The following is a 24929-nucleotide window of genomic DNA, read 5'->3' on the forward strand; positions in this document are numbered from 1 at the left end:
CCGGGCTACTTGCCGAGCGTCTCGTGTGCTGCGGAGACGACTGCCTCCGTGGTGATGCCGAACTCACGGAACAGCGTCTTGTAGTCGGCGGACGCACCGAAGTGCTCGATCGACACGGTCCGGCCGGCGTCGCCGACGATGCTCTTCCAGGTCAGGCCGAGACCCGCCTCGACGGAGACGCGTGCGGTGACGGCCTTCGGGAGGACGGACTCGCGGTACTCGGCGGACTGCTCCTCGAACCACTCGAGTGCGGGCACCGAGACGACGCGGGCGTTGACGCCCTCGCCGCGCAGGACCTCGCGGGCCTCGATGGCGAGCTGGAGCTCGGAGCCCGTCGCGATGAGGATGACGTCCGGCGTGCCGCCGGGCGCCTCGGCGAGGATGTACGCACCCTTGGCGACGTTCGACGCTGCAGCGAAGGTCTCGCCGGTGGCGTCGCCCGTGCCGCGCTCGAACACCGGGATGTTCTGACGGGTCAGCGCGATGCCGGTCGGGCCGCCGCGACGCTTGAGGATCTCGAGCCAGGCGTAGGCCACCTCGTTCGCGTCACCCGGTCGCACGACGGCGAGGTTCGGGATGGCACGGAGCGAGGCGAGCTGCTCGATCGGCTGGTGCGTGGGGCCGTCCTCACCGAGGGCGACGGAGTCGTGGGTCCACACGAAGATGGACGGCACGTTCATGAGCGCGGCGAGACGGACGGCCGGACGCATGTAGTCGCTGAAGATGAGGAAGGTGCCACCGAACGCGCGGGTCGGGCCGTGCAGGACGATGCCGTTGAGGATCGCGGCCATGGCGTGCTCGCGGATGCCGAAGTGCAGGACGCGACCGTAGGGGTTACCGGTCCACTCGTGGGTGGAGTGCTCGCTCGGGATGAACGACGCACCACCCTCGATCGTCGTGTTGTTCGACTCGGCGAGGTCGGCCGAACCGCCCCAGAGCTCCGGGATGACCGGGCCGAGGGCGTTGAGCACCTTGCCGGATGCGGCGCGGGTCGAGACGTCCTTGCCGGCCTCGAACACGGGCAGCGCCGACTCGACACCCTCGGGGAGTTCGCCGGCCTCGAGACGCTCGAGCAGCGCAGCGCGCTCCGGGTTGGCCGCGGCCCAGGCGTCGAACGTCTGCTGCCACTCGGCGCGTGCCTCGGCACCGCGGTCGATCGCCTTGCGGGTGTGCTCGATGACCTCGTCGGCGACGAAGAAGTTCTGCTCGGGGTCGAAGCCGAGCACCTCCTTGACGGCCGCGAGCTCCTCGGCGCCCAGCGCCGAACCGTGGATCTTGCCGGAGTTCTGCTTCTTGGGAGCCGGCCAACCGATGATGGTCTTGAGGATGATGAGCGACGGCTTGTCGGTCTCTGCCTTCGCGGCCTCGATCGCGTCGTTGAGCGCGTGGACGTCCTCGACGTACTCGCCCGTCTTCTTCCAGTCGACGACCTGGACGTGCCAGTGGTACGCCTCGTAGCGGGCCTTGACGTCCTCGGTGAAGGCGATGTTGGTGTCGTCCTCGATCGAGATCTGGTTAGAGTCGTAGATCGCGATGAGGTTGCCGAGCTGCTGGTGACCGGCGAGCGAGGAGGCCTCGCTCGTGACGCCTTCCTGCAGGTCGCCATCACCGGCGATGACGTAGACGAAGTGGTCGAACGGGCTCGTGCCGGCCTCGGCCTCGGGGTCGAACAAGCCACGCTCGAAGCGGGACGCGTACGCGAAGCCCACGGCGGAGGCGAGCCCCTGGCCGAGGGGACCGGTGGTGATCTCGACGCCGTCGGTGTGGCCGTACTCCGGGTGACCCGGCGTGAGCGAGCCCCAGGTGCGGAGCGCCTCGAGGTCGGAGAGTTCCAGACCGTAGCCGCCCAGGTAGAGCTGGACGTACTGGGTCAGCGAGCTGTGCCCGACCGACAGGACGAAGCGGTCGCGTCCGAGCCAGTCCTGGTCCTTCGGATCGCGTCGCATGACCTTCTGGAACAGCAGGTAGGCGGCGGGGGCGAGACTCATCGCCGTTCCCGGGTGGCCGTTGCCGACCTTCTCCACCGCGTCGGCGGCGAGGATGCGCGCCGTGTCGACTGCTTTGCTGTCAATGCTTTCCCACTGCAGATCTGCCACTGAATACTGACCCTTCTCATCGGAACAGGAGGCCGACGAGCGGTCGAGCCTTCTTCTGTGCGTTCGCGGCCCACGTCGTCTTCGGCGTCCGAGCACACGACACCGCTCTTCGAACTGGGTGAAGGGGGGCGCACGCGTGCACAGTGGCTGGCGAGCACTTCCCAGCATAGCGAACCCCTGCAGTCGAGGGTCGATGTTCGACGAGCGCGAACACGCGACGTCACGGATCGTCGCAGAGCTTGCAGGACAGGCGTGACCCGGTGAGGGACCGCGCGTCTGCGCACCGTGAGTAGGGAGCCGTCCGCGCGTGTCGTAGAATCGTCTGCGGACCGCGCACCGGGCGAGCAGTGCGTGGTGAACCGAACGTTAGAGGAGCAATGGACGTCGCTGTAGCAGAACGTGTGTCGAGCCCCAAGCTCGGTTTCCGACGCAAGGCGAAGGCGTACATCGCCCTCACCAAGCCGCGGGTCATGGAACTGCTGCTCGTGACGACGATCCCCGTCATGATCCTCGCGAAGGGCGGTCTGCCCGACTGGTGGCTCGTGATCGCGACCGTCATCGGCGGGTCGTTGAGCGCCGGCTCCGCGGCGGCGTTCAACTGCTACATCGACCGCGACATCGACGCGGTCATGGACCGCACGAAGAAACGCCCTCTCGTCACCGGCGAGCTCACACCGCGTGAGGCACTCGTGTTCGCATGGACGCTCGGCGTCGTCTCGACGGTCTGGCTCCTCGCCACCACCAACTGGCTCGCGGCCGCACTGTCCGTCGGCGCGATCCTCTTCTACGTCTTCGTCTACACGCTGTGGCTGAAGCGACGCACCCAGCAGAACATCATCTGGGGTGGCATCGCGGGCTGCTTCCCCGTCGTCATCGGCTGGGCCGCCGTCACCGGTTCGCTCTCGTGGGCACCGATCATCCTCTTTGCGGTCGTGTTCCTCTGGACGCCGCCCCACTACTGGCCGCTGTCCATGAAGTACCGCAGTGATTACCAGGCCGTCGGCGTGCCGATGCTCGCCGTCGTCCGCGGTCGCGCTCAGGTCGGCCTCCAGGTCATCCTGTACGCGTGGGCGACGGTCGTCTGCTCGCTCCTGCTCATCCCGGTGGCCGACATGGGGCTGCTGTACAGTGCCGTCGCCCTCCTGTCCGGCGGCTGGTTCGTCTACGAGACCCACCGCCTCTACAACCTCGCGATCCGCCACGAGCACGTCTCGCCGATGCGCGTCTTCCACGGGTCGATCACCTACCTGACCCTCCTGTTCCTCGCCGTCGGCATCGACCCGCTGCTCCCGTTCTGACCCGGTGGCTGACGCAGCGGAACGCGGCCGGCTGATCGCTGCGACGGGGGAGAGCCCCGACATCGTCTTCGATCGGTTCGTCTCCTGGGCCGAGGCCGGCGGACTCAGCCTGTACCCGGCGCAGGAGGAGGCGCTCATCGGCATCGTCGACGGCGCCAACGTCATCCTCTCCACCCCGACCGGCACCGGCAAGAGCCTCGTCGCCGCCGGCGCACACTTCGCGGCGCTGAGTTCCGGTCGCCGCAGCTACTACACGGCCCCGATCAAGGCGCTCGTCAGCGAGAAGTTCTTCGCACTCGTCGAGATGTTCGGCGCGGAGAACGTCGGGATGGTGACCGGGGACTCCTCGGTGAACGCCGACGCGCCGATCGTCTGCTGCACCGCGGAGATCGTCGCCAACCTGGCGCTCCGGCACGGCGAGGACGCCGGCATCGACCAGGTCGTGATGGACGAGTTCCACTTCTACGCCGACCCCGACCGCGGGTGGGCGTGGCAGGTCCCGCTGCTCACCCTCCCGGACACACAGTTCATCCTCATGTCCGCGACCCTCGGCGACGTCGGCGACCTCGCACGGGACCTCGAGCGCCGGACCGGCCGTGAGACCGCCATCGTGACCGGCGTCGAACGACCGGTGCCGCTCCACTTCTCCTACGCGACCACACCGATCCACGAGACCGTGGAAGACCTCCTCCACACGGGACAGGCTCCGATCTACATCGTCCACTTCGCGCAGGCGGCGGCGCTCGAGCGGGCCCAGGCGTTGACCAGCCTCAAGGTCGTCACCCGCGAGCAACGCGACGAGATCGCCGACGCCATCGGCGACTTCCGGTTCAGCACCGCGTTCGGCACGACGCTGTCCAGGCTCGTCCGCAGCGGAATAGGCGTGCACCACGCCGGCATGCTGCCGAAGTACCGACGCCTCGTGGAGCAGCTGGCCCAACGTGGTCTCCTCCGCGTCATCTGCGGGACGGACACCCTCGGCGTCGGGATCAACGTCCCGATCCGCACGGTCCTGTTCACGGCGCTCACGAAGTACGACGGCACGAAGATGCGCCAGGTGAACGCCCGGGAGTTCCACCAGATCGCCGGTCGTGCGGGTCGGGCCGGCTACGACACCGCGGGCACCGTCGTCGTCCAGGCCCCCGAGCACGAGACCGAGAACCTCAAGCTCATCGAGAAGGCCGGCGACGACCCGAAGAAGCGCCGGAAGATCATCCGGAAGAAGGCGCCGGAGGGGTTCGTGTCCTGGGGGGAGCCGAGCTTCCAGCGACTCGTCGCGGCCGAGCCTGAGACGCTGACCAGCCACATGCAGCTCACCCACGCGATGATGCTCAGCGTCATCGCACGCGGCGGCGACAGCTTCGGCACCATCCGCTCCCTCGTCTTCGACAACCACGAGCCTCGGGCGAGACGCTTCGCCCTGGCCAGGCGCGCGCTCGAGATCTACCGCACCCTTCGCACGGCAGGCGTCATCACCCAGACGATCGACCCCGAGACGGGTGAGGTCGTCGTCGGCCTCACGGTCGAGCTGCAGCCGAACTTCGCACTCAACGCTCCGCTGTCGCCCTTCGCCCTCGCCACGTTCGAGCTCTTGGACCCCGCGGAGCCCGGCTTCGCCCTCGACGTCATCTCGGTCGTCGAGTCGACGCTCGACGATCCGCGCCAGATCGTCATGGCCCAGCAGCACCTCGCCAGGGGTGAGGCCGTGCAGGCGATGAAGGCCGAGGGGATCGAATACGACCAGCGCATGGAGCTCCTCGAGGCGGTCACCCATCCGAGACCGCTGGCGGAACTCCTCGAGGCGGCGTTCACGAGCTACACCGCCGCGCAGCCGTGGGCACTCGACCTCGAGCTGCGCCCGAAGGCGGTCGTCCGCGACTTCATCGAGCGCGCACTGAACTTCAGCGAGTTCGTCTCGTTCTACAGTCTCTCGAGGTCCGAGGGACTCGTTCTGAGGTACCTCTCCGACGCCTTCCGGGCGATCCGGCAGAGCGTGCCGGACGAGTTCAAGGACGAGGAGCTCCAGGACCTCATCGAGTGGCTCGGAGAACTCGTCCGACAGGTCGACTCGAGTCTGCTCGACGAGTGGGAAGAACTGTCCCACCCGGACCCCGAACGCCATGCGGAGACGAGTCGGTCACTCCCACCCACGCCACGGAGCGTCCTCGCCAACCGCCGGGCGTTCACCGTCCTCGTCCGGAACGAACTCTTCCGCCGGGTCCAGCTCGCGTCGCTGGAGCACTACGACGCGCTCGGCGAGCTCGACGCGTCGGCTGGATTCGACGCAGACACCTGGGCGGACGCCATGGATCCGTACTTCGAGGAGCACGGTGAACTCCCGACGGGTGCTGCAGCACGGAGCCCGGCGCTGCTGGTCGTCGACGACGAGGACGAGCGCCCCGTCGGCGAGACGGGCGGTGTCTGGCGGGTGCGTCAGGTGTTCGCCGATCCAGCCGGCGACCATGACTGGGGGATCAGCGCGGTCATCGATCTCGACGCCTCCGACGAGACCGGGACCGCGGTCGTCCGCGTGACCGCGGTCGGGATGCTCTGAGCCCTCAGCAGGCGCAGTGAGCCGTCAGCAGGCCCGCTGAACCGTCAGCGGGAGAGCGTCTGAGTCGTCAGCGGGAGACGCTGAGGAATGCCGACTCGTCGTCGCGTGACGCGGTCCGGACCGGGATCCGCTGCTGCAGCACGACCCAGGTCATCGCGGCGACGAGCAGTCCGGCGAGCACCATGTGCAGCCCGACGAGCACCTCGGGGAGTCCGAGGCGGGCCTGGGTGAGCCCCACGATGATCTGCACCACTTCGACCGCGAGCAGTGTGGAGACCGCGGTGCGCACCCCGCGCGACCCGCGGCGGGCGCCGAGCGCGATCGCACCGATGAGCAGCACGATGGTGCCGGCGAGCGTCGCGTAGGCGGGCCAGCTGTGGAGGTGCTGGAGGAACTCGGGGTCGAACCCGTTGCGCGGCGCCGGCACCTCCTTCGAGTTGTCGCCGGCGTGCGGGCCCGAGCCCGTCGTCAGGATGCCGAACACGACGGTGACGGCGACGAAGAGGCTCGTCAGGTGGACGACGCCGAGGTACCAGCCGGGCATGACTTTCACCGCACCGCGGGGGCCGCGGTAGACCCGATGGACGAGCATCGTCGCGAGGGCGACGAGGACGATCGAGATGACGAAGTGCAGCCCGACCACGTACGGGTTCAGCCCGGTGAGGACGGTGATGCCGCCGAGGACCGCCTGCGCGGGGATCGACAGGCCCTGGAGCAGGGTCAGTCGGAAGAGGTCGGGGCGCTGCCGACGCATGCGGATCACCGCGAGGAACGCGGCGATGACGATGGCCGCGAGGACGAAGGTCAGGAGTCGGTTGCCGAACTCGATGAACCCGTGGATGCCCATCTCCGGCGTGTTGACGAAGGAGTCGTCCGTGCAGCGCGGCCATGTCGGGCACCCGAGCCCGGAGGCCGTCAGACGCACGGCGCCCCCGGTCCCGATGAGGACGAGCTGGAAGGCGAACGAGAGCCAGGCGACGACCCGCACGCGCTTGTCGATCGTCGTCGGCAACCACTGCCAGAACCGGGTGGCCCGCACCCGGTCGGGAAGGGACGGTGCCGGCGTCGGTCGACCGGCGGTCTTGGAGTGGTGTGACACGGGGTCGATCCTTCGGTTCGCGGTGGCCACGGCTGCCGTATCCACCGTCCTCACCCACAACCCACAGGAAGCTGTAGGATTATGAGGTTCACGGTGCGCGCGAGAAGCGCCATGGTTCATGAACATTGTAGGTTCGCGAAGAAGCCGCCCGCACATCCCCTCCCCAATCCGCTCCGATCAGGCGCGTGCCATGGGAGGGAATGACGACCTCCAGCCGGTGGTTGTCTCCAGGGAGGAAAGAGGGACACATGTCAGACATCCTGATCGATCGCCCGGAGCTCGCCGGACTCGGCCAATACGAGTTCGGATGGCACGACGGCGACGTCGCCGGCGCTTCAGCGCGCCGCGGCATCTCCACCGAGGTCGTGGCCGACATCTCCGCACTGAAGAACGAACCGGACTGGATGCTGCAGCGCCGCCTCAAGGCCCTGCAGCTGTTCGAGCGCAAGCCCATGCCAACATGGGGTGCCGACCTCTCCGAGATCGACTTCGAGAACATCAAGTACTTCGTCCGGTCCACCGAGAAGCAGGCTCAGACCTGGGAGGACCTGCCGGACGACATCAAGAACACCTACGAGAAGCTCGGCATCCCCGAGGCGGAGCGCCAGCGCCTCGTCTCCGGCGTCGCCGCGCAGTACGAGTCCGAGGTGGTCTACCACCAGATCAACGAGGAGCTCGAGGCGCAGGGTGTCATCTTCATGGACACCGACACGGCGTTGCGCGAGCACCCCGAGTTCTTCGAGGAGTACTTCGGCACGGTCATCCCGTCCGGCGACAACAAGTTCGCCGCGCTGAACACCGCCGTGTGGTCGGGTGGCTCCTTCGTCTACGTGCCGCCCGGCGTGCACGTCGAGATCCCGCTGCAGGCCTACTTCCGGATCAACACCGAGAACATGGGCCAGTTCGAGCGCACGCTGATCATCGCCGACGAGGGCAGCTACGTGCACTACATCGAGGGTTGCACCGCGCCGATCTACAAGTCGGACTCGCTGCACTCCGCGGTCGTCGAGATCATCGTCAAGAAGAACGCCCGCGTCCGCTACACGACGATCCAGAACTGGTCGAACAACGTCTACAACCTGGTCACGAAGCGCGCTACGGCCGCCGAAGGCGCGACCATGGAGTGGATCGACGGCAACATCGGATCCAAGGTCACGATGAAGTACCCGTCCATCTACCTCATGGGCGAGCACGCCAAGGGCGAGACCCTGTCCGTCGCGTTCGCCGGTCCCGGCCAGCACCAGGACGCCGGCGCGAAGATGATCCACATGGCTCCGTACACGCAGTCGTCCATCGTCTCCAAGTCGATCGCCCGAGGCGGCGGACGCGCGGGATACCGCGGCGAGGTCCGGGTGGACGCCAACGCCCATCACTCGGCCAACACCGTGCGCTGCGACGCGCTCCTGGTCGACACCATCTCCCGCAGTGACACGTACCCGGCGATCGACATCCGTGTGGACGACGTCCAGCTCGGACACGAGGCGACGGTGTCCAAGGTCAGCGAGGAGCAGCTCTTCTACCTCATGAGCCGCGGCATGCCGGAAGACGAGGCCATGGCGATGATCGTCCGCGGCTTCATCGAGCCGATCGCCCGCGAACTGCCCATGGAGTACGCACTCGAACTCAACAAGCTCATCGAGATGGGCATGGAAGGATCCGTCGGTTAATGACGACTGCAGCACCGACTCAGACCGAAGGACAGCACGGCATCACGGCACACAGCGACGGCGCAGGACGCGTCATCCCGGTGCAGACCCGATCGGAGCGCTTCAGCTCCTATGATGTCGCCGACTTCCCAGCGGTGACGGGACGCGAGGCGGTCTGGAAGCTCAGCCCGGTCGCGCAGTTCACCGACCTCACCGCGGGGGAGCTCGACGGCTCACCCACCCCGATCACGCACGACGACGTCGACGGTTTCAGCGTCGAGTGGATCAGTCGCGACGACGCCCGCGTCGGCTCCGCCGGCGTGCCGGAGGAGCGCGCCTCCGCGAACGCCTGGTCGAGCTTCGACCAGGCACTGGCGATCTCGGTCACGGGCGAGGAGCCTAAGACCCTGCGCCTCGAGCGGAGCGGGCTCGGCGACGGCGCCCGCGCTGCGCACACCGTCATCACCGCCGCGCCGTTCAGCCGTGGCCTCATCATCATCGAGAACGCGGGCGACGCCCGCCTCACCGAGAACGTCGAGATCGTCGTCGGCGAACAGGCCGACGTGACCGTCGTGACCGTGCAGTGGTGGGACGACGCCGCCGTGCACCTCGCCAGCCACTTCGCGTCCATCGGTCGCGACGCCCACCTCAAGCACGTCGTGGTGTCGCTCGGCGGCAAGCTCGTCCGGGTGAACCCGACCCTGCACCTCGCCGGTCAGGGCTCGGACCTCGACTCGCTCGGCGTGTACTTCTCCGACGCGGGTCAGCACCTCGAGCAGCAGGTCTACATGCACCACGACGCACCGAACACCCGCGGGCGCGTGACCTACAAGGGCGCACTGCAGGGCGAGGGTGCGCGGTCCGTGTGGATCGGCGACGTCCTCATCAGCAACCGTGCCGTCGGCACCGACAGCTACGAGCAGAACCGCAACCTGGTCCTCTCCGACGGCACCCGTGCCGACTCGGTGCCGAACCTCGAGATCGAGACCGGCGACATCGCCGGTGCCGGTCACGCGAGCGCGACCGGACGCTTCGACGACGAGCAGCTCTTCTACCTGCAGGCTCGAGGCATCCCTGAGGACGAGGCACGACGACTCGTCGTCCGCGGCTTCCTCGTGGAGATCATCCAGCAGATCGGTGACACCGAGCTGCAGGAGCGCCTCTCGGCGGCCATCGAGGCCGAACTGCTCGGCGCCGACGGACAGGGCACCGGCGGAGCGCAGCACTGATGGCGACGAAGGTGTGCTCGTTCGACGAGCTCGCCGTCAACCAGGCCAAGCGGGTCGTGGTGGACGGCGTGCCGATCGCCCTCGTGCGCGACGCGTCGGACGAACTGTTCGCGATCGGCGACGTCTGCACCCACGGCGACATCTCGCTGTCCGAAGGCTTCGTCGAGGACGGCAACCTCGAATGCTGGGCACACGGCTCGCAGTTCTCGCTCACGACGGGCAAGCCGCTCACCCTTCCGGCCTACGAGCCGGTCCCCGTCTACACCGTCGAGCTCATCGACGGTGACATCTACATCGACCCGACCGCAACGAAAGAGATCTAGCACCATGTCAGTCCTCGAAATCCGCGACCTGCACGTCAGCGTCGAAACCGAGCAGGGCACCAAGCCGATCCTGCGTGGCGTCGACCTCACCATCCGCACGGGCGAAACGCACGCGATCATGGGTCCGAACGGTTCGGGCAAGTCCACGCTCGCGTACACGATCGCCGGCCACCCGAAGTACACCGTCGACAGCGGATCCATCACGCTGGACGGCGAGGACGTCCTCGCGATGAGCGTCGACGAGCGCGCCCGTGCCGGACTCTTCCTCGCGATGCAGTACCCGGTCGAGATCCCCGGCGTCACGGTCACGAACTTCCTCCGCACGGCGAAGACCGCCGTCGACGGCGAGGCGCCCGCGATCCGCGGCTGGATCAAGGACGTCCGCGAGTCGATGAAGAACCTGCGCATGGAGCCTGCCTTCGCCGAGCGCAACGTCAACGAGGGCTTCTCCGGTGGCGAGAAGAAGCGTCACGAGATCCTCCAGCTCGAGCTGCTGAAGCCGCAGTTCGCAGTCCTCGACGAGACCGACTCCGGCCTCGACGTCGACGCCCTCAAGATCGTGTCCGAGGGCGTCAACCGCGCCAAGGAGAACACGGGCCTCGGCGTCCTGCTGATCACGCACTACACGCGCATCCTGCGCTACATCAAGCCGGACTTCGTGCACGTCTTCGTCGCCGGCAAGATCGCTGAGCAGGGCGGTCCAGAGCTCGCCGACCGACTCGAGAACGAAGGCTACGACCGTTTCCTCGTCGATGCCGTCGTCGCCCCGGAAGGTGCCTGAAGCCGCGTGAGCGGTCTAAGATAACGACATGGTAACAACGCTCAGTCCGCAACGATTCGACGAGGTCGAAGAGGCGCTCAAGGACGTCATGGACCCCGAGCTCGGGGTGAACGTGGTCGACCTCGGTCTCATCTACGACCTGGGTTGGGATGACGAGAACGACGCGCTCATCATCCACATGACCCTGACCTCCGCCGGATGTCCGCTCACGGACGTCCTCGAGGAGCAGACGGGTCAAGCACTCGACGGCATCGTCGACGCCTTCCGCATCAACTGGGTGTGGATGCCGCCGTGGGGCCCGGAGCGCATCACGGACGACGGGCGCGACATGATGCGTGCCCTCGGCTTCTCGATCTGATCGAACCTCCACGACGACGGACGGCTGCGTTGCAGCCGTCCGTCGTCCTGTTCCCGGCAGCGTCGCCCGGCTGATCCCGGATAAGGTCGAGAGATGACCGAGATCGTGTCCGCTGACCCCCTCGACGTCCTCCGCAGCCGGACGAGCGAGAAGTGGGCCGAGTACCCCGACGACGTCCTGCCCATGTTCGTGGCCGAGATGGACGTCCCGCTGGCACCCGTGATCCGCGATGCCCTGCACGCGGCGATCGACCGCGGTGACGCCGGGTATGTCGCGAGCCGCACACGGCTCCCACAGGCGTTCGCCGGCTTCGCAGCGCGACGATGGGGATGGGACGTGGATCCCGGCTCCGTGTTCACCACCGCCGACGTCAGCATGGGCATCGTCGAGATCCTGCGGCGCGTCATCTCGCCCGGCGAGGGCGTCGTGATCACCTCGCCGGTCTACCCGCCGTTCTTCGACCTCGTCAGCGAGGCCGGGGGAGTCGTGGTGGACGTCCCCTTGCTCGGGTCCAGCCGCGCCGACGATCCCGCCGGAGGCTGGCGGCTCGACCTGGACGGTCTCGAAGCCGCCTTCCGCAACGGCGCGAAGGCGTTCCTGCTCTGCAACCCGCACAACCCGATCGGTCGGCCGCACACTGTCGACGAACTCCGCTCGGTCGCCGCACTGGCCGCGCGGTACGGAGTCGCCGTCGTGAGCGATGAGATCCACGCTCCACTCACCCAGCCGGGCGAGCGGTTCGTCCCCTATCTCAGCGTGTCCGACGAGGCCGCCGAACACGGGTACGCCGTCCTGTCGGCGAGCAAGGCCTGGAACCTCGCCGGCCTGAAGTGCGCGGTGATGGTCACCGCCGGCCCCGGGCCGCGGAGCGTGGTCGCTGGGATGCCGGTCGAGGTGTTCTGGCGGACGGGCCAGTTCGGTGTGCTGGCTTCGGTCGCCGCCTTCGAGGCCGGAGAGCCCTGGTTGGACGGGCTCCTCGGGTTGCTCGACGGCAACCGGCGGCTGCTCGGTGAGCTGCTGGGCGCCGAGCTGCCCGAGGTCGGCTACCGACCGCCTGCCGCCGGGTACCTCGCCTGGCTGGACTGCACCGCGCTCGGTTGGACCGAACCCCCGGCGCGGCGCATCCTGCGCGAGGCGCGCGTGGCCCTGCAGGAGGGAGCCCCGTTCGGGCCCGGCGGCGTCGGCCATGCACGACTCAACCTGGCCTGCTCACCCGAGCTCCTCACCGAGGCGGTCGGACGGATCTCCGCCCTGCGTTGACTGCTGTCCGGCCGCACCGGAACGGCCGCGGTGCTGAGCATCGGATTCACGATTTATACTGGGAGGCTGACCCCCACCCTCCGCGTTGTCGAAACGCACCCGAAGAAATGGACTATGCCTGTGCTGAGTGTGCACGACCTCGAGATCCGCGTGGGGGCACGCGTGCTCATGGAGCACGTGAACTTCCGCGTGTCCGCCGGCGACAAGATCGGCCTCGTCGGCCGCAACGGTGCCGGGAAGACGACCCTGACCAAGACGCTCGCGGGGGAGACCCTCCCGACGAACGGCAAGATCGATCGCGGTGGCGAGATCGGTTACCTGCCGCAGGACCCGCGCTCCGGCAACCCGGAGGACCTCGCCCGCACCCGCATCCTCGATGCGCGCGGTCTCGGCCAGCTCGCGCTCGGCATGCACGAGTCGAGCATGGCCATGGCGAGCGACGACCCGAAGGTGGCGGAAGCCGCCATGAAGAAGTACGGCAACCTCACCGACCGGTTCAACGCGCTCGGCGGGTACGCCGCAGAGGCCGAGGCGGCCTCGATCGCGTCGAATCTGAACCTGCCCGACCGCATCCTCGATCAGCAGCTGAAGACGCTCTCGGGTGGACAGCGCCGCCGCATCGAACTCGCGCGCATCCTGTTCTCCGACGCCGAGACGCTCATCCTCGACGAGCCGACCAACCACCTCGACGCCGACTCCGTCGTCTGGCTGCGTGAGTTCCTCAAGCAGTACAAGGGCGGGTTCATCGTGATCTCGCACGACATCGAGCTCGTCGGCGAGACCGTCAACCGGGTCTTCTACCTCGATGCGAACCGCACCGTCATCGACATCTACAACATGAACTGGAAGAACTACCAGCGTCAGCGCGAGGCCGACGAGGAGCGCCGGAAGAAGGAGCGCACCAACGTCGAGAAGAAGGCGACGGCGCTCCAGCTCCAGGCGGCCAAGTTCGGTGCGAAGGCCAGCAAGGCGGCCGCAGCCCACCAGATGGTGGCTCGCGCCGAACGGATGCTCTCCGGGCTCGAAGAGGTCCGCGCGCAAGACCGCGTGGCCAAGCTGCGGTTCCCGACCCCGGCGCCCTGTGGCCGGACGCCGCTCATGGCGAGCAACCTGTCGAAGAGCTACGGCTCGCTCGAGATCTTCACGGCCGTCGACCTCGCGATCGACCGTGGCTCGAAGGTCGTCATCCTCGGATTCAACGGCGCGGGCAAGACGACCCTGCTGCGGATCCTCGCCGGAGTGGACCAGCCCGACACCGGGCAGCTCGAGCCCGGGCACGGCCTGCGGATCGGCTACTACGCGCAGGAGCACGAGACGATCGACGTGAAGCGCAGCGTGCTCGAGAACATGGTCTCCTCGTCGCCGAACATCACCGAGATGGAAGCGCGCAAGGTCCTCGGCTCGTTCCTGTTCACCGGCGACGACTCCAACAAGCTCGCGGGCGTGCTGTCCGGTGGCGAGAAGACGAGACTCGCTCTCGCGATGATCGTCGTCTCGGGCGCGAACATGCTCCTCCTCGACGAACCGACCAACAACCTCGACCCGGCCAGCCGTCTGGAGATCCTCGACGCGCTCGCCCACTACGAGGGTGCCGTCGTGCTCGTGAGTCACGATGAGGGCGCCGTCGAGGCGCTCAACCCCGAGCGGGTGCTCATCCTGCCCGACGGCGTCGAGGACCACTGGAACAAGGACTACCAGGACCTCGTCAGCCTGGCCTAGCGCCAGCGGGCCAGCGCGCCCGGCCCGTGAGCATCACGGGCCGGGCGCGCCCCGTCCGTCGACGGCTCGGGCGGTCGGGTCAGCGACTCGCTTCGAGGATCTCATCCTCGATGTCGGCGTCGGACCGTGCCTTCGCGGCGAGCCGTTCGGCGCGCGCAGCCGCACGCCGCTGCTCCTTCGGGTCGTCGGAGTTCAGGATGCGGTACTCCTGACGGATGGCATAGGCGAGGAAGATGAAGCCCATCAGCGCGAAGACCACCCATTGCAGCGCGTACGAGAGGTGCATCCCCTCGTTCGGCTCGGGCTTGATCGGACCGAGCGGTGCCGCCTCGGCAGGCGCCGGGCTCTCCGAGAGGAGCATGCCGTACGCACCGGAGTAGAGCGTCTCGCCGCGGAGTTCGGCGATCTGCGGGAGGTTGATCGTGGCCACCTGGCCGTCGGCGGCCCCGCGGCCCGGGAGCGTCGGTTCGCCGGGTCGGATGCGGACGACGACCGAGACCTCACCGCTCGGAGGGGCCGGGACCGACTCGGGTGCTTCGAGTGAATCGTTCGCAGCGACCCAGCCACGGTCGACGATGAACACGTCTCCGTTGGCAAGTCGGAGCGGCGTGAGGACGTTGAAGCCCGCCTGGTTGTTCCGGGGACGGTTCCGGACCAGCAGCTGTTCGTCAGGCAGGTAGGTGCCACTCATCGACACCGGGTGCCATTCGTCGGCCACGCTGAAGGAGTCCAGCGACGGCAGCGCTTCGTCGAGCGGGATCGGGGTCGCGTCCCAATTGGTCTCGATGCGCTGGACCTCCTCCTCCTTCTCGCTCGCGCGGGCGAGCTGCCAGTTGGAGAGGAGGACGCACACGATCGCGAACACGATCGCGACGCCGAGGTAGCCGAGCCAACGGCGGCTGAAGGCGAACCGCCAACCCGCGCTCATGAGCCGACCGCCGACGCCAGCGGACGCCGCTCGAGCGGGAAGGAGCGGGCTTCGAGGAAGGCTTCCAAGAAGTCGACGTGTTCGTCGCAGGCGGTCCAGACCTTCACGCGGTCCACCGCGTGGATCTTCGGATTGCGCCACTCGATCCGCCAGCTCGCCGCCGCGCGGCAGCCGGCCCGGGAGCAGATCACGCCGTCGGGCTCGGCACCGAACCCGATCATGCCTGGTCGGCCGGACGAGGCGGAACCGAGTCGTCGACGATGATCGGCCGCTGGGACACGACGACACCGGTGGGGCGCTCGATGGCCCCCTGCGACGGCAGCGACCCGGCGTTCGCGATGATGACGGCGACGTACGGCAGGAAGATGGCACCGGCTGCGACCGCGAACATCCAACCGCCCTGGACGAACGGGAGCGCAGCGAGGCAAAGCAACCGGACACCCATGGTGATCGAGTACTTGATGAGCCGCTGCCGGCGCTCTTGTTCGGGAGCCGGTGGGAGGGAGGTGATGCTCTGCTGCTTCATGCCGTGACCAGCCTACGCGCTCGGCGGGTGGGCGAAGCCCCCAAATCACCGGGAGAACTGGAGGACCCCCATATGCTGGTACGGGTCCGCGGCCGGAACGCCGCGCGCCCCGACGGCCGCCGCACGAGTCGGCCGGTATCGCCGCAGGAGAGGAATCGACCATGACCGCACCACGCACCGTACTCGTCACCGGAGGCAACCGGGGGATCGGCTTCGCCATCGCCGAGGAGTTCGTCGCGCAGGGTCACCGCGTCGCCGTCACCGCACGATCCGGCGAGGGCCCCGCGGGCACGTTGACGGTCCGCGCGGACGTCACCGACGCAGCCTCCGTCGACGCGGCGTTCACCGAGATCGAGTCGGAGCTCGGGCCGGTCGAGGTGCTCGTCGCGAACGCGGGCATCACGAAGGACACCCTGCTCATGCGGATGAGCGAAGACGACTTCGACCAGGTGGTCGACACGAACCTCGGCGGGTCCTTCCGCGTCGTCAAGCGTGCGTCCAAAGGCATGCTCAAGGCACGCTTCGGGCGCATCGTGCTCATCTCCAGCGTCGTGGGCCTCTACGGGTCCGCCGGACAGGTCAACTACGCGGCCTCGAAGAGCGGCCTCATCGGCATGGCGCGGTCCATCACTCGCGAGCTCGGTGCACGTGGGATCACGGCGAACGTGATCGCCCCGGGGTTCATCGAGACCGACATGACCGCCGAACTGCCCGCCGAGACCCAGGCCGAGTACAAGAAGAGCATCCCGGCAGCGCGTTTCGCGAGTGCGAACGAGGTCGCGAAGGTCGTCACGTGGATCGCCGGTGACGACGCGGGCTACATCTCCGGCGCCGTCATCCCGGTCGACGGCGGCCTCGGCATGGGTCACTGACCCGGGCAGCACCGCACCGAGCAGAACCCGACCTCGGGCGCTGACCCCGACGCGCGGATCAGAGCCCGAGGAGCGGGAGGACGCCGGCGAGGTCGACCCGCCCGGCGACGAGGTCGGCATGGCGGCGGACGATCGGCTTCGCGTTGAACGCGACCGAGAGCCCGGCGACGGCCATCATCTCGAGGTCGTTGGCTCCGTCGCCGATCGCGATCGTCCGTCCCAACGGCACGCCGTCCTCATCGGCCCACTCCTGCAGTGCGGCCGCCTTCGCCGCCGCGTCGATGATGGGACCGCTGAGGCCTCCCGTCAACCGACCGTCGGCGGTCTCGAGGCGGTTCGCCCGCACATGGTCGAGGCCGAGTACCTCGGCGAGCGGGTCGAGCAGTTCATGGAACCCGCCCGACACGACACCGATTCGCGACCCGTGCGCATGCAGCCGACCGATCAGCGTCTCCAGGCCGACCGTCGTCCGGATCCGTTCGGCGATCACCGGGATCCGGTCGACGGGCAGGCCCGCGAGCGTCGCGACCCGGGCCCGGAGGCTGTCGGCGAAGTCGAGGTCACCGCGCATGGCGCGCTCGGTGATGGCGGCGACCTCAGGAAGGCTGCCGACCTCCTCGGCGAGCAGCTCGATCACCTCGTTCTGGATGAGCGTCGAGTCGGCGTCGAGGACCGCGAGGAACCGGACGCCTCGTCCGGCCTGTGGGGGGAGTGCTGCCTCGGGATCCGCCACTGCCGAACGCTCGGTACTCATGGAACGACGCGTACTCCCTTGCCAACCACGGTGAGACCGGATTCGGTGACGGTGAAACCGCGAGCGCGGTCACGGTCGTGGTCGACACCGACGCTCGCGCCGGAGGTGACCACCACATCCTTGTCCAGGATAGCCCGCTTGACGACGGCGTCCGGTTCGATGTGGACCTTGTCGAACACGACCGAGTCGGAGACGTGGGCGCCGGATTCCACGAGCGCCCATGGCCCGAGGACACTGCGCTCGATGTGGGCACCGGACAGCAGCGAACCGAGGGAGACGATCGAGTCGATGGTCTGGCCGAGGTTGCCCTTCGCGTCCCGCACGAACTTCGCCGGCGGCGAGTTCAGCTGCGAACTGAAGATCGGCCAGTCGCGGTTGTACAGGTTGAAGATCGGGAGCGTCGAGATGAGGTCCTGGTGGGCCTCGTAGAACGACTCGATCGTCCCCACGTCGCGCCAGTAGTAGCGATCGCGATCCGTCGAGCCGGGCACGTCGTTCCGTTGGAGGTCGTAGACGCCGGCCTCACCGCGGTCGACGAAGTACGGGACGATGTCGCCACCCATGTCGTGGTTCGAGCTCGTCACCTCGCCGTCGTCGATGACCGCCTGCATGAGTGCGTCGGCGTCGAAGACGTAGTTGCCCATCGAGGCGAGCACTTCACCGGGGGAGTCGGGCAGGCCCGGCGCGTCGAGCGGCTTCTCGAGGAAGCGGGCGATGGTCGTCGGGTCGTCCGCGTCGACGTCGATGACGCCGAACTGGTCGGCGAGGGAGATGGGCTGACGGATCGCGGCGACCGTCGCCTTCTTGCCCGAGGCGATGTGCGCCTCGATCATCTGCGCGAAGTCCATGCGGTAGACGTGGTCGGCGCCGACGACCACGACGATGTCGGGCTTCTCGTCGCGGATCAGGTTGAGGCTCTGCAGGATCGCGTCGGCGGATCCGCTGAACCAGCGCTTCCCGAGACGCTGCTGCGCCGGCACGGACGCGACATAGGAGTCGAGCAGGCCGGACAACCGCCAGGTCTGCGAGACGTGGCGGTCGAGGCTGTGGGACTTGTACTGGGTGAGGACGACGATCTGGGTGAGTCCGGAGTTGATGAGGTTCGACAGCGCGAAATCGATCAGGCGGTACTGCCCGCCGAACGGTACGGCCGGTTTCGCGCGGTCTGCGGTCAGCGGCATCAACCGCTTCCCTTCCCCACCAGCGAGGACGATTCCGAAGATCTTCTTTGAGGCGGCCATGGCTTCACAATAGATGCCGGACGAGACCTGTACTAGCGTCTAGACATGCGAGTTGATCTTGTGACAAAGGAGTACCCGCCGGAGATCTACGGCGGCGCAGGCGTCCACGTGTCGGAGCTGGTGAAATCCCTCCGCAGCGACATCGACGTGACCGTGCGCTGCTTCGGCGCGCCACGCGACGAAGCCGACACCGTCGCGTACGGCGTCCCGGCCGAGCTCGAGGGGGCGAACGGCGCCCTCACGACACTCGGGACGGACCTCCTGATCGCCCAGGACGTCGCCGGGGCCGACCTCGTGCACTCGCACACCTGGTACGCGAACGGCGCCGGTCACCTCGCGTCGCTGCTGCACGGCATCCCGCACGTCGTGACCGCGCACAGTCTGGAGCCGCTCCGCCCGTGGAAGGCCGAGCAGCTCGGCGGTGGGTACCGCGTGTCCAGCTGGATCGAGCAGTCCGCCTACGAAGGCGCCGCGGCCGTCGTGGCGGTCAGCGACGGCATGCGTCGCGACATACTGCGGTCGTACCCGAGCCTCGACCCGGCCAAGGTGCAGGTCATCTACAACGGCATCGACCTGACCGACTGGCAGCCACGCGTGGACGACGAGCTGCTGCGGTCCCTCAGCATCGACCCGTCCCGTCCCTCCGTCGTCTTCGTCGGTCGGATCACCCGTCAGAAGGGGCTGCCGTACCTGCTCCGCGCGGCCCGATTGCTGCCACCCGACGTGCAGCTCATCCTGTGCGCCGGCGCTCCCGACACCCCCGAGATCCTCGCCGAGGTCAAGGGGCTCGTCGAGGAGCTGCAGCGCGAGCGCACCGGGGTCGTGTGGATCGAACGACTGCTCCCGCGTCACGAGCTGTGCACCGTCCTCACCGCCGCCACGACCTTCGTGTGCCCGTCGATCTACGAGCCGCTCGGCATCGTCAACCTCGAGGCGATGGCCTGCGGTGCCGCCGTGGTCGGGACGGGGACCGGTGGTATCCCGGAAGTCGTGCAGGACGGTGTGACCGGCAGGATCGTCCCGCTCGCGCAGGCGTCCGACGGCACCGGCACCCCGCTCGACCCGGAGCGTTTCGTCGCCGACCTCGCCGCGACCCTCACCGAGGTCGTCCAGGATCCCGCCCAGGCGAGGGCCTACGGGGCCGCTGGTCGCCGACGCGCGGAGTCCGACTTCAGCTGGTCGCGCATCGCCACCCAGACGGCGGAGCTCTACCGCAGCCTGGTCTGAACCACCTGCGGACACCTCGGAGGACGGCGACGCGCGACGAGTCTTGGCGGATAGGCTAGGACCATGCCGAGCGTGTTGCAGTTCTCCGATGTGTCCGTCGTCCGCAATCTCAACCCCATCCTCGATGGCGTCGACTGGACGGTGACGGGCGACCAGCGATGGATCGTCCTCGGCCCGAACGGCGCCGGCAAGACGACGCTCCTGCAGCTCGCGGCCACGCTCATCCACCCTTCGAAGGGCACGGTCTCCGTACTCGACGAGACGCTCGGCCGGGTCGACGTCTTCGAACTGCGCCCGCGCATCGGCTTCGCGTCCTCCGCCCTCGCGAAGCGGGTGCCGCCGGAGGAGACCGTCCTGGACGTCGTGCTCACGGCGGCCTACTCGGTCACCGGGCGCTGGGTCGAGCAGTACGAGGACATCGACGTGAAGCGCGCGTCGCGGGTCCTCGCGGAATGGAAGCTCGACCACCTCGCCGACCGCCGCTTCGGCACACTGAGCGACGGCGAGCAGAAGCGCGTGCAGATCGCGCGGGCCATCATGACCGACCCCGAACTCCTCCTGCTCGACGAGCCGGCCGCGAGCCTCGACCTCGGCACGCGCGAGGAGCTCGTCGAGCTGCTGGGCGGCTACGCGAGCGCCGACGACTCACCGGCGATCATCATGGTGACCCACCACGTCGAGGAGATCCCCGTCGGCTTCACCCACGTCCTGCTCGTTCGCGACGGTGGCATCGTCGCCGCCGGCCCGATCGCCGAGACACTCACGGCCGAGCACCTCAGCGAGACCTTCGACCTCCCGATCGAACTGACCGAGGAGGACGGCCGGTTCCACGCCCGCTCGGCCCGCGCCGGACGCTCGGCCGTCGCTCCCTCCTGACCGCCATGCTCGGCGAGTCGTCCTCGGCTGGCGAGCAGACGCGCGCCGAGTCTGGTAAAGTCGACCTTTGGCTCGCGGAGCCAAGAGCTTTCTGCCTCGTGCCTGGAGTTCCGAGCGCGGGTACTACCCACACCATCCACTCAACAAGGACTGCTGATGAAATCTGACATCCACCCCACGTACGAAGCCGTCGTCTTCCGCGACCTCGCCTCCGGCGCGACGTTCCTCACGCGCTCGACGGTCTCGTCGGGCAAGACGATCGACCTCGACGGCGTCACCTACCCGGTGATCGACGTGGAGATCTCGTCCGAGTCGCACCCGTTCTACACGGGCAAGCAGCGCATCATGGACTCCGCCGGTCGCGTCGAGAAGTTCAACCAGCGCTTCAAGGGCTTCGGCAAGTAGTCCTTCAGCTGGAATACACGAACGCCCCGATCCTCGGATCGGGGCGTTCGTCGTCGTGCCGAGCCGTACAGCTCAGATGCCGATGGGCAGCTGGTCCGCTGGGACGATGATCGGCGCCTCGGGTCGGGCGGCAGGGCGTCCGGTGCGGATGGGCCAAGCACCGTCGGCGACGAACTCGGGATCGCGCACGCGGCGCATGTAGGACTGGAAGCTCTCCGCCTGCTCGAGCGACCAGGTCCGCTGGGCCTCGTGCAACTCGTCGACGCTCGTCGGCAGGGCGTCGGCATGAAGCCGACCGATGGCTTGAGCGACGCGTCCGGCGGCGACGGCGTCCACCCCCGCGTCATGCGCACCCTCGAGCGGAACGCCGTGTAGGGCGGCGACGACCTCGAGCGTCCGCTTGCCGCGCCGGAAGGTGTCGAGCCGCCGGTCGAGGATCAGCGGGTCGACGACGGGGGACGGGTCGGTGATCGACGTCACCCCGTGTCGCTCCGCCTCGAAGTGCAGGAGGGAGAAATCGTACGGAGCGTTGTAGGCGACCACCGGGGTCCGCGCGGCGAACAGCTCGGTGAGGACGGCGACGATCTCTCCGACGACGGCCGGCGCCGGACGCCCCTCCGCCCGGGCCCGCTCCGTCGTGACGCCGTGGATCTCGGCGGCGCGAGCGGGGATCTCGACCCCGGGATCGGCCATCCACGACCACGAACGTTCGACCGAACCGTCCGCGGTGATGACACCGACGAAGGCGGTCACGATGCGACTCGTCTCCACCTCGATGCCCGTCGTCTCGAGATCGAAGACCGCCAGGCGGTCCGTCCAGTGGGGATTCGCATCGACCGTGTTCACGCCTTCACCCTATGACGCACCTCCGACAGGGTCCTGTGCCACGCCGGGGCGGCACGGTCCGCGTCGTCGGGTGAACACGGAGCCGGACTGCCTAGACTGAGTGGATGCCCGTCGAATCACCGTACGCCGACCAGCTCGACCGCATCCCCGTCCGGGAGCGCTCGCTCATCGTGGACGGAGCCGAGACCCGGTTCTGGGACTACGGCGACCACGAGGCGTCGACGACGATCGTCATGGTGCACGGGTTCCGGGGCGACCACCACGGCCTCGAACCGGTCGTCGCGCAGCTCTCCGGGTTCCGGATCATCGCTCCGGACCTCCCCGGCTTCGGCAGCTCGGCTCCCTTCCCCGAGGCCACCCACTCCGTCGAGGGGTACGCCGCCTGGCTGGGACGGTTCATCGAGGAACTGCACCTGACCGGCCGTGTCGTCCTGCTCGGGCACTCGTTCGGCTCGATCGTGTCGAGCGCCGCCGTCGCCGGGGGACTCCGACCGGATGACCTCATCCTCGTGAACCCGATCGCCGCCCCGGCGCTCCAGGGCCCTCGAGGTGTCCTGACGAGGCTCGCGGTCTTCTACTACTGGTCGTCCGCGAAGCTCCCGAAACGCCTGGGATTCGCCTTCCTCCGGAACAAGGGTGTCGTGCGCATCATGAGCGTCGCGATGTCGAAGACGAAGGACCCGACGCTCCGTCGGTGGATCCACGCCCAGCACGACCAGTACTTCAGCGCCTTCGCCGACCGGGAGGTCGTCCTCGAGTCGTTCACCGCCTCGGTCAGCCACGACGTCAGCGAGTACGCCGACCGCATCCCGAGCCGCACGCTGCTCATCGCCGCCGAGCGTGACGACATCACGCCCGTGGCCGCGCAGTACGCGCTCGCGAAGCGGTTCGCCGACGCGCAGCTGCACGTCATCCCGGGCGTCGGACACCTCATCCACTACGAGGAGCCGCACGACGCGGCGCAGCGCCTCACCGCGTTCCTCGCGGACGACCGCACCGACGCCTGAGGCGTCAGGCGTCGGTCGCCTCCTGCGAGACGACGCTCGTGAAGGCGGACGGGACCAGGCGAGCGGCGATCCCGGTGAGCGTCTCACTGGCACCAGCGTCGAGCTTCACGTCCGCGCGGCCGTCCGCCTTCGTGACGCCGCGGTTGATGACGACGATCGGCAACCGCTTCCGGCGGGCGAGTTCGAGGAGCCGGATCCCCGAGTTGACCACGAGGGAGGAGCCGGCGATCACGAGTGCGTCGGCGCCGCGCACGAGTGCTGCCGCCTCGGCGTACTTCTCCGTCGGGATGAACTCGCCGAAGAAGACCACGTCCGGCTTCAACATGCCACCGCAGACCGTGCACACGGGGACGACGATCTCGTCCACGCGCCCGACCTCGGCATCGCCGTCCGGGTTGATCGTCACGTCCGTCTCGGTGTCGAGCCACGGGTTCAGGTCCGTCATGCGCTCCGCGATGCTCGACCTGGCGTAACTCTGCCCGCAGGAGAGACAGCTGACGCGGTCCATCGACCCGTGCAGGTCGACGACGCGGCGCGAGCCGGCCCTGACGTGGAGGCCGTCGACGTTCTGCGTGATGACGCCGTCGGCGATGCCTGCCTCCTCGAGGAGCGCGATCGCCCGGTGGCCGGCGTTCGGGCGAGCGCCGTCGAACCGCTTCCACCCGAGGTGGCTGCCGGCCCAATAGCGCTTGCGCGCGGCGTCGTCGTTGGACAGGAACTGGTCGACCGTCATGGGGGTCCGGACCGGAGCGCCCTGGCCCCGGTAGTCGGGGATCCCGGAGTCCGTGCTCACGCCGGCCCCGGTGAGGAACGCGACACGTCGGTCCGCGAGCAGCTCGATCGCCCGTTCGAGCCCGGCCTCGGCCGTCTCGTCAGCGGGATCCCCTGCTGCGATCAGCGTGCTCATGCCTGCTCCGTCCATCCGTCCGCGATGATCGGAGTGCTCCGGGCCATCGCTTCCCCTGAGTCTAAACGGCCTCGTTTTCGATCGTGTTCCCACTCTGGCAAGGTGGAGGTCGAACATCGCGTCGAGAGGACGTCTCCCATGCAGGTCATCCGGATCACCGATCTCGACGACGGACGACTCGACGACTACGCGCGACTGACGGACGTCGCCCTCCGTCGGGTGTCCGAACCCGCGGGTGGCCTGTACATCGCCGAGTCGACGAAGGTCATGGAACGTGCGCTCCGCGCCGGGCACCGACCACGATCGGTCCTGCTGCAGGAGAAGTGGCTCGAGGACGTCTCGCCGCTCCTCGAGGACCACGACGTCCCGGTCTTCGTCGGCGAGCCCGCGCTCCTCGAGCAGCTGACGGGCTTCCACCTGCACCGGGGAGCGCTCGCGGCGATGCACCGCCCTCCGCTCGCCGACCCCGCCGAACTCCTCGCCGACGCCCGCCGGGTGGTCATCCTCGAGGACATCGTCGACCACACCAACGTCGGCGCCATCTTCCGTTCCGTCGCCGGCCTCGGTGCCGACGCGGTCCTGATCACCCCGCGTTGCGCCGACCCGCTGTACCGTCGAAGCGTCCGCGTCAGCATGGGCACGGTCCTGCAGGTGCCGTGGACCCGCCTGCCGGAATGGGACGTCGCTTCCGGCGTCCTGCGGGATGCCGGCTTCGAGACGGCCGCCTTGGCCTTGGCCGACGATGCCGTGGACCTCGACACCTATGCTCGGACCGCGCCGGAACGACTCGCCATCGTGCTCGGCGCCGAGGGTGACGGTCTGAGCGCCTCGGCCCTCGCCGCCGCCGACACGATCGTGACCATCCCGATGCTCCACGGCGTCGACTCGCTGAACGTCGCGTCGGCCAGTGCCGTCGCCCTCTGGGAGCTCCGGGTCCGCTGACAACGGTCCCACGCTGCCCGAGGACCACCCGGTCG

Annotated in this window: 24 protein-coding genes; 15 read left to right on the forward strand and 9 right to left on the reverse strand. The window is 68.3% G+C overall.

What is annotated here, in order from left to right; genetic code table 11:
• Positions 1–5: 5 nt before the first annotated feature.
• Positions 6–2096 carry a transketolase gene (gene tkt / locus GV015_RS13430; protein ID WP_159878829.1) on the reverse strand — a complete coding sequence of 697 codons (2091 nt, stop codon included), beginning with the start codon at positions 2094–2096 and terminating at the stop codon, positions 6–8.
• A 377-nt stretch (positions 2097–2473) separates the two neighbouring features.
• Here tkt and GV015_RS13435 point away from each other — a divergent pair, with 377 nt between their 5' ends.
• Both GV015_RS13435 and GV015_RS13440 read left to right on the forward strand, forming a co-directional pair.
• Entirely contained in the window at positions 2474–3394 is a 921-nt protein-coding gene (locus tag GV015_RS13435) for a heme o synthase (protein ID WP_064296933.1), read from the forward strand.
• Positions 3395–3398: 4 nt separating this feature from the next.
• Positions 3399–5948, forward strand: coding sequence for an RNA helicase (locus GV015_RS13440; protein ID WP_159878831.1), 2550 nt, complete (start codon positions 3399–3401; stop codon positions 5946–5948).
• A gap of 67 nt (positions 5949–6015) precedes the next feature.
• Here GV015_RS13440 and GV015_RS13445 read toward each other — a convergent pair whose 3' ends face one another.
• The gene (locus GV015_RS13445) at positions 6016–6987 is read right to left on the reverse strand and encodes a COX15/CtaA family protein (protein ID WP_371416584.1); all 972 of its coding nucleotides are present in this window, start codon (positions 6985–6987) and stop codon (positions 6016–6018) included.
• A gap of 308 nt (positions 6988–7295) precedes the next feature.
• Between GV015_RS13445 and sufB the strand changes: the two genes are divergently transcribed.
• The 7 genes from sufB (at position 7296) to abc-f (ending at position 14363) form a co-directional block, all read left to right on the forward strand.
• Positions 7296–8714, forward strand: coding sequence for a Fe-S cluster assembly protein SufB (gene sufB / locus GV015_RS13450; RefSeq protein ID WP_079705963.1), 1419 nt, complete (start codon positions 7296–7298; stop codon positions 8712–8714).
• Positions 8714–9922 carry a Fe-S cluster assembly protein SufD gene (sufD, locus tag GV015_RS13455; RefSeq protein WP_159878835.1) on the forward strand — a complete coding sequence of 403 codons (1209 nt, stop codon included), beginning with the start codon at positions 8714–8716 and terminating at the stop codon, positions 9920–9922. Before sufB ends, sufD begins: the two co-directional genes overlap by 1 nt.
• Complete coding sequence (locus tag GV015_RS13460) at positions 9922–10245, forward strand: non-heme iron oxygenase ferredoxin subunit (RefSeq protein WP_064296937.1); 324 nt, start codon at positions 9922–9924, stop codon at positions 10243–10245. The genes sufD and GV015_RS13460 overlap by 1 nt, the downstream gene beginning before the upstream one ends.
• A 4-nt stretch (positions 10246–10249) precedes the next feature.
• On the forward strand, positions 10250–11026 hold the full coding sequence (sufC, locus tag GV015_RS13465; protein ID WP_064296938.1) for a Fe-S cluster assembly ATPase SufC: 777 nt from the start codon (positions 10250–10252) through the stop codon (positions 11024–11026).
• A 28-nt stretch (positions 11027–11054) separates the two neighbouring features.
• A complete protein-coding gene (locus tag GV015_RS13470) occupies positions 11055–11384 on the forward strand; it encodes a metal-sulfur cluster assembly factor (protein WP_056005622.1) in 330 nt (109 codons plus the stop codon).
• A 93-nt stretch (positions 11385–11477) separates the two neighbouring features.
• A complete protein-coding gene (locus GV015_RS13475) occupies positions 11478–12644 on the forward strand; it encodes a MalY/PatB family protein (protein ID WP_159878837.1) in 1167 nt (388 codons plus the stop codon).
• A 120-nt stretch (positions 12645–12764) separates the two neighbouring features.
• The gene (gene abc-f, locus GV015_RS13480; protein ID WP_056005615.1) at positions 12765–14363 is read left to right on the forward strand and encodes a ribosomal protection-like ABC-F family protein; all 1599 of its coding nucleotides are present in this window, start codon (positions 12765–12767) and stop codon (positions 14361–14363) included.
• 79 nt (positions 14364–14442) lie between these two features.
• Here abc-f and GV015_RS13485 read toward each other — a convergent pair whose 3' ends face one another.
• The 3 genes from GV015_RS13485 to GV015_RS13495 are packed head-to-tail and all read right to left on the reverse strand — an operon-like array spanning position 14443 to position 15817.
• Positions 14443–15291, reverse strand: coding sequence for an SURF1 family protein (locus tag GV015_RS13485; RefSeq protein WP_085510918.1), 849 nt, complete (start codon positions 15289–15291; stop codon positions 14443–14445).
• Positions 15288–15512 (reverse strand): hypothetical protein, encoded by a 225-nt coding sequence (locus GV015_RS13490; RefSeq protein WP_159878839.1) that lies wholly within the window; start codon positions 15510–15512, stop codon positions 15288–15290. Before GV015_RS13490 ends, GV015_RS13485 begins: the two co-directional genes overlap by 4 nt.
• The gene (locus tag GV015_RS13495) at positions 15509–15817 is read right to left on the reverse strand and encodes a DUF3099 domain-containing protein (RefSeq protein WP_086473255.1); all 309 of its coding nucleotides are present in this window, start codon (positions 15815–15817) and stop codon (positions 15509–15511) included. Before GV015_RS13495 ends, GV015_RS13490 begins: the two co-directional genes overlap by 4 nt.
• A 161-nt stretch (positions 15818–15978) precedes the next feature.
• Between GV015_RS13495 and fabG the strand changes: the two genes are divergently transcribed.
• Positions 15979–16689 (forward strand): 3-oxoacyl-ACP reductase FabG, encoded by a 711-nt coding sequence (gene fabG, locus GV015_RS13500; protein ID WP_079705970.1) that lies wholly within the window; start codon positions 15979–15981, stop codon positions 16687–16689.
• A gap of 58 nt (positions 16690–16747) precedes the next feature.
• Here fabG and serB read toward each other — a convergent pair whose 3' ends face one another.
• Both serB and GV015_RS13510 read right to left on the reverse strand, forming a co-directional pair.
• Complete coding sequence (gene serB, locus GV015_RS13505; RefSeq protein ID WP_159878841.1) at positions 16748–17443, reverse strand: phosphoserine phosphatase SerB; 696 nt, start codon at positions 17441–17443, stop codon at positions 16748–16750.
• Positions 17440–18684: a glucose-1-phosphate adenylyltransferase gene (locus GV015_RS13510; protein ID WP_064296946.1), complete on the reverse strand. Its 1245-nt coding sequence runs from the start codon at positions 18682–18684 to the stop codon at positions 17440–17442. The genes serB and GV015_RS13510 overlap by 4 nt, the downstream gene beginning before the upstream one ends.
• Positions 18685–18729: 45 nt before the next feature.
• On the opposite strand from GV015_RS13510, the gene glgA reads away from it, so the two are divergent.
• The 3 genes from glgA (at position 18730) to GV015_RS13525 (ending at position 21192) form a co-directional block, all read left to right on the forward strand.
• Positions 18730–19911 (forward strand): glycogen synthase, encoded by a 1182-nt coding sequence (gene glgA / locus GV015_RS13515; protein ID WP_159878843.1) that lies wholly within the window; start codon positions 18730–18732, stop codon positions 19909–19911.
• Between the two features lie 63 nt (positions 19912–19974).
• Positions 19975–20787, forward strand: a complete 813-nt coding sequence (locus GV015_RS13520) for an ABC transporter ATP-binding protein (protein WP_159878845.1) — start codon at positions 19975–19977, stop codon at positions 20785–20787.
• 156 nt (positions 20788–20943) lie between these two features.
• Complete coding sequence (locus tag GV015_RS13525) at positions 20944–21192, forward strand: type B 50S ribosomal protein L31 (RefSeq protein ID WP_056005588.1); 249 nt, start codon at positions 20944–20946, stop codon at positions 21190–21192.
• A 72-nt stretch (positions 21193–21264) separates the two neighbouring features.
• Here GV015_RS13525 and GV015_RS13530 read toward each other — a convergent pair whose 3' ends face one another.
• A complete protein-coding gene (locus GV015_RS13530) occupies positions 21265–22038 on the reverse strand; it encodes a 3'-5' exonuclease (protein WP_137241651.1) in 774 nt (257 codons plus the stop codon).
• 104 nt (positions 22039–22142) lie between these two features.
• Here GV015_RS13530 and GV015_RS13535 point away from each other — a divergent pair, with 104 nt between their 5' ends.
• Positions 22143–23045 (forward strand): alpha/beta fold hydrolase, encoded by a 903-nt coding sequence (locus GV015_RS13535; RefSeq protein ID WP_137241650.1) that lies wholly within the window; start codon positions 22143–22145, stop codon positions 23043–23045.
• Between the two features lie 4 nt (positions 23046–23049).
• On the opposite strand, the gene GV015_RS13540 is transcribed toward GV015_RS13535, so the two are convergent.
• Positions 23050–23952, reverse strand: a complete 903-nt coding sequence (locus tag GV015_RS13540) for a Sir2 family NAD-dependent protein deacetylase (protein WP_079705976.1) — start codon at positions 23950–23952, stop codon at positions 23050–23052.
• Positions 23953–24090: 138 nt separating this feature from the next.
• On the opposite strand from GV015_RS13540, the gene GV015_RS13545 reads away from it, so the two are divergent.
• Positions 24091–24894 (forward strand): RNA methyltransferase, encoded by an 804-nt coding sequence (locus GV015_RS13545; RefSeq protein ID WP_138947103.1) that lies wholly within the window; start codon positions 24091–24093, stop codon positions 24892–24894.
• The last annotated feature ends 35 nt before the right edge of the window (positions 24895–24929 follow it).

The organism is Plantibacter sp. T3, assembly GCF_902506515.1.
GTDB classification, from domain to species: Bacteria; Actinomycetota; Actinomycetes; order Actinomycetales; family Microbacteriaceae; genus Plantibacter; species Plantibacter auratus.

Coding starts and splice junctions, on each gene's coding strand:
- GV015_RS13490 (WP_159878839.1), bottom strand. CDS start 15,512: ATGATCGGGTTCGGTGCCGAGCCCGACGGCGTGATCTGCTCCCGGGCC.
- sufD (WP_159878835.1), top strand. CDS start 8,714: ATGACGACTGCAGCACCGACTCAGACCGAAGGACAGCACGGCATCACG.
- serB (WP_159878841.1), bottom strand. CDS start 17,443: ATGAGTACCGAGCGTTCGGCAGTGGCGGATCCCGAGGCAGCACTCCCC.
- GV015_RS13510 (WP_064296946.1), bottom strand. CDS start 18,684: ATGGCCGCCTCAAAGAAGATCTTCGGAATCGTCCTCGCTGGTGGGGAA.
- GV015_RS13475 (WP_159878837.1), top strand. CDS start 11,478: ATGACCGAGATCGTGTCCGCTGACCCCCTCGACGTCCTCCGCAGCCGG.
- GV015_RS13525 (WP_056005588.1), top strand. CDS start 20,944: ATGAAATCTGACATCCACCCCACGTACGAAGCCGTCGTCTTCCGCGAC.
- GV015_RS13460 (WP_064296937.1), top strand. CDS start 9,922: ATGGCGACGAAGGTGTGCTCGTTCGACGAGCTCGCCGTCAACCAGGCC.
- GV015_RS13535 (WP_137241650.1), top strand. CDS start 22,143: ATGCCCGTCGAATCACCGTACGCCGACCAGCTCGACCGCATCCCCGTC.
- glgA (WP_159878843.1), top strand. CDS start 18,730: ATGCGAGTTGATCTTGTGACAAAGGAGTACCCGCCGGAGATCTACGGC.
- GV015_RS13540 (WP_079705976.1), bottom strand. CDS start 23,952: ATGAGCACGCTGATCGCAGCAGGGGATCCCGCTGACGAGACGGCCGAG.
- GV015_RS13485 (WP_085510918.1), bottom strand. CDS start 15,291: ATGAGCGCGGGTTGGCGGTTCGCCTTCAGCCGCCGTTGGCTCGGCTAC.
- sufB (WP_079705963.1), top strand. CDS start 7,296: ATGTCAGACATCCTGATCGATCGCCCGGAGCTCGCCGGACTCGGCCAA.
- GV015_RS13495 (WP_086473255.1), bottom strand. CDS start 15,817: ATGAAGCAGCAGAGCATCACCTCCCTCCCACCGGCTCCCGAACAAGAG.
- GV015_RS13435 (WP_064296933.1), top strand. CDS start 2,474: ATGGACGTCGCTGTAGCAGAACGTGTGTCGAGCCCCAAGCTCGGTTTC.
- GV015_RS13545 (WP_138947103.1), top strand. CDS start 24,091: ATGCAGGTCATCCGGATCACCGATCTCGACGACGGACGACTCGACGAC.
- fabG (WP_079705970.1), top strand. CDS start 15,979: ATGACCGCACCACGCACCGTACTCGTCACCGGAGGCAACCGGGGGATC.
- sufC (WP_064296938.1), top strand. CDS start 10,250: ATGTCAGTCCTCGAAATCCGCGACCTGCACGTCAGCGTCGAAACCGAG.
- GV015_RS13520 (WP_159878845.1), top strand. CDS start 19,975: ATGCCGAGCGTGTTGCAGTTCTCCGATGTGTCCGTCGTCCGCAATCTC.
- GV015_RS13470 (WP_056005622.1), top strand. CDS start 11,055: ATGGTAACAACGCTCAGTCCGCAACGATTCGACGAGGTCGAAGAGGCG.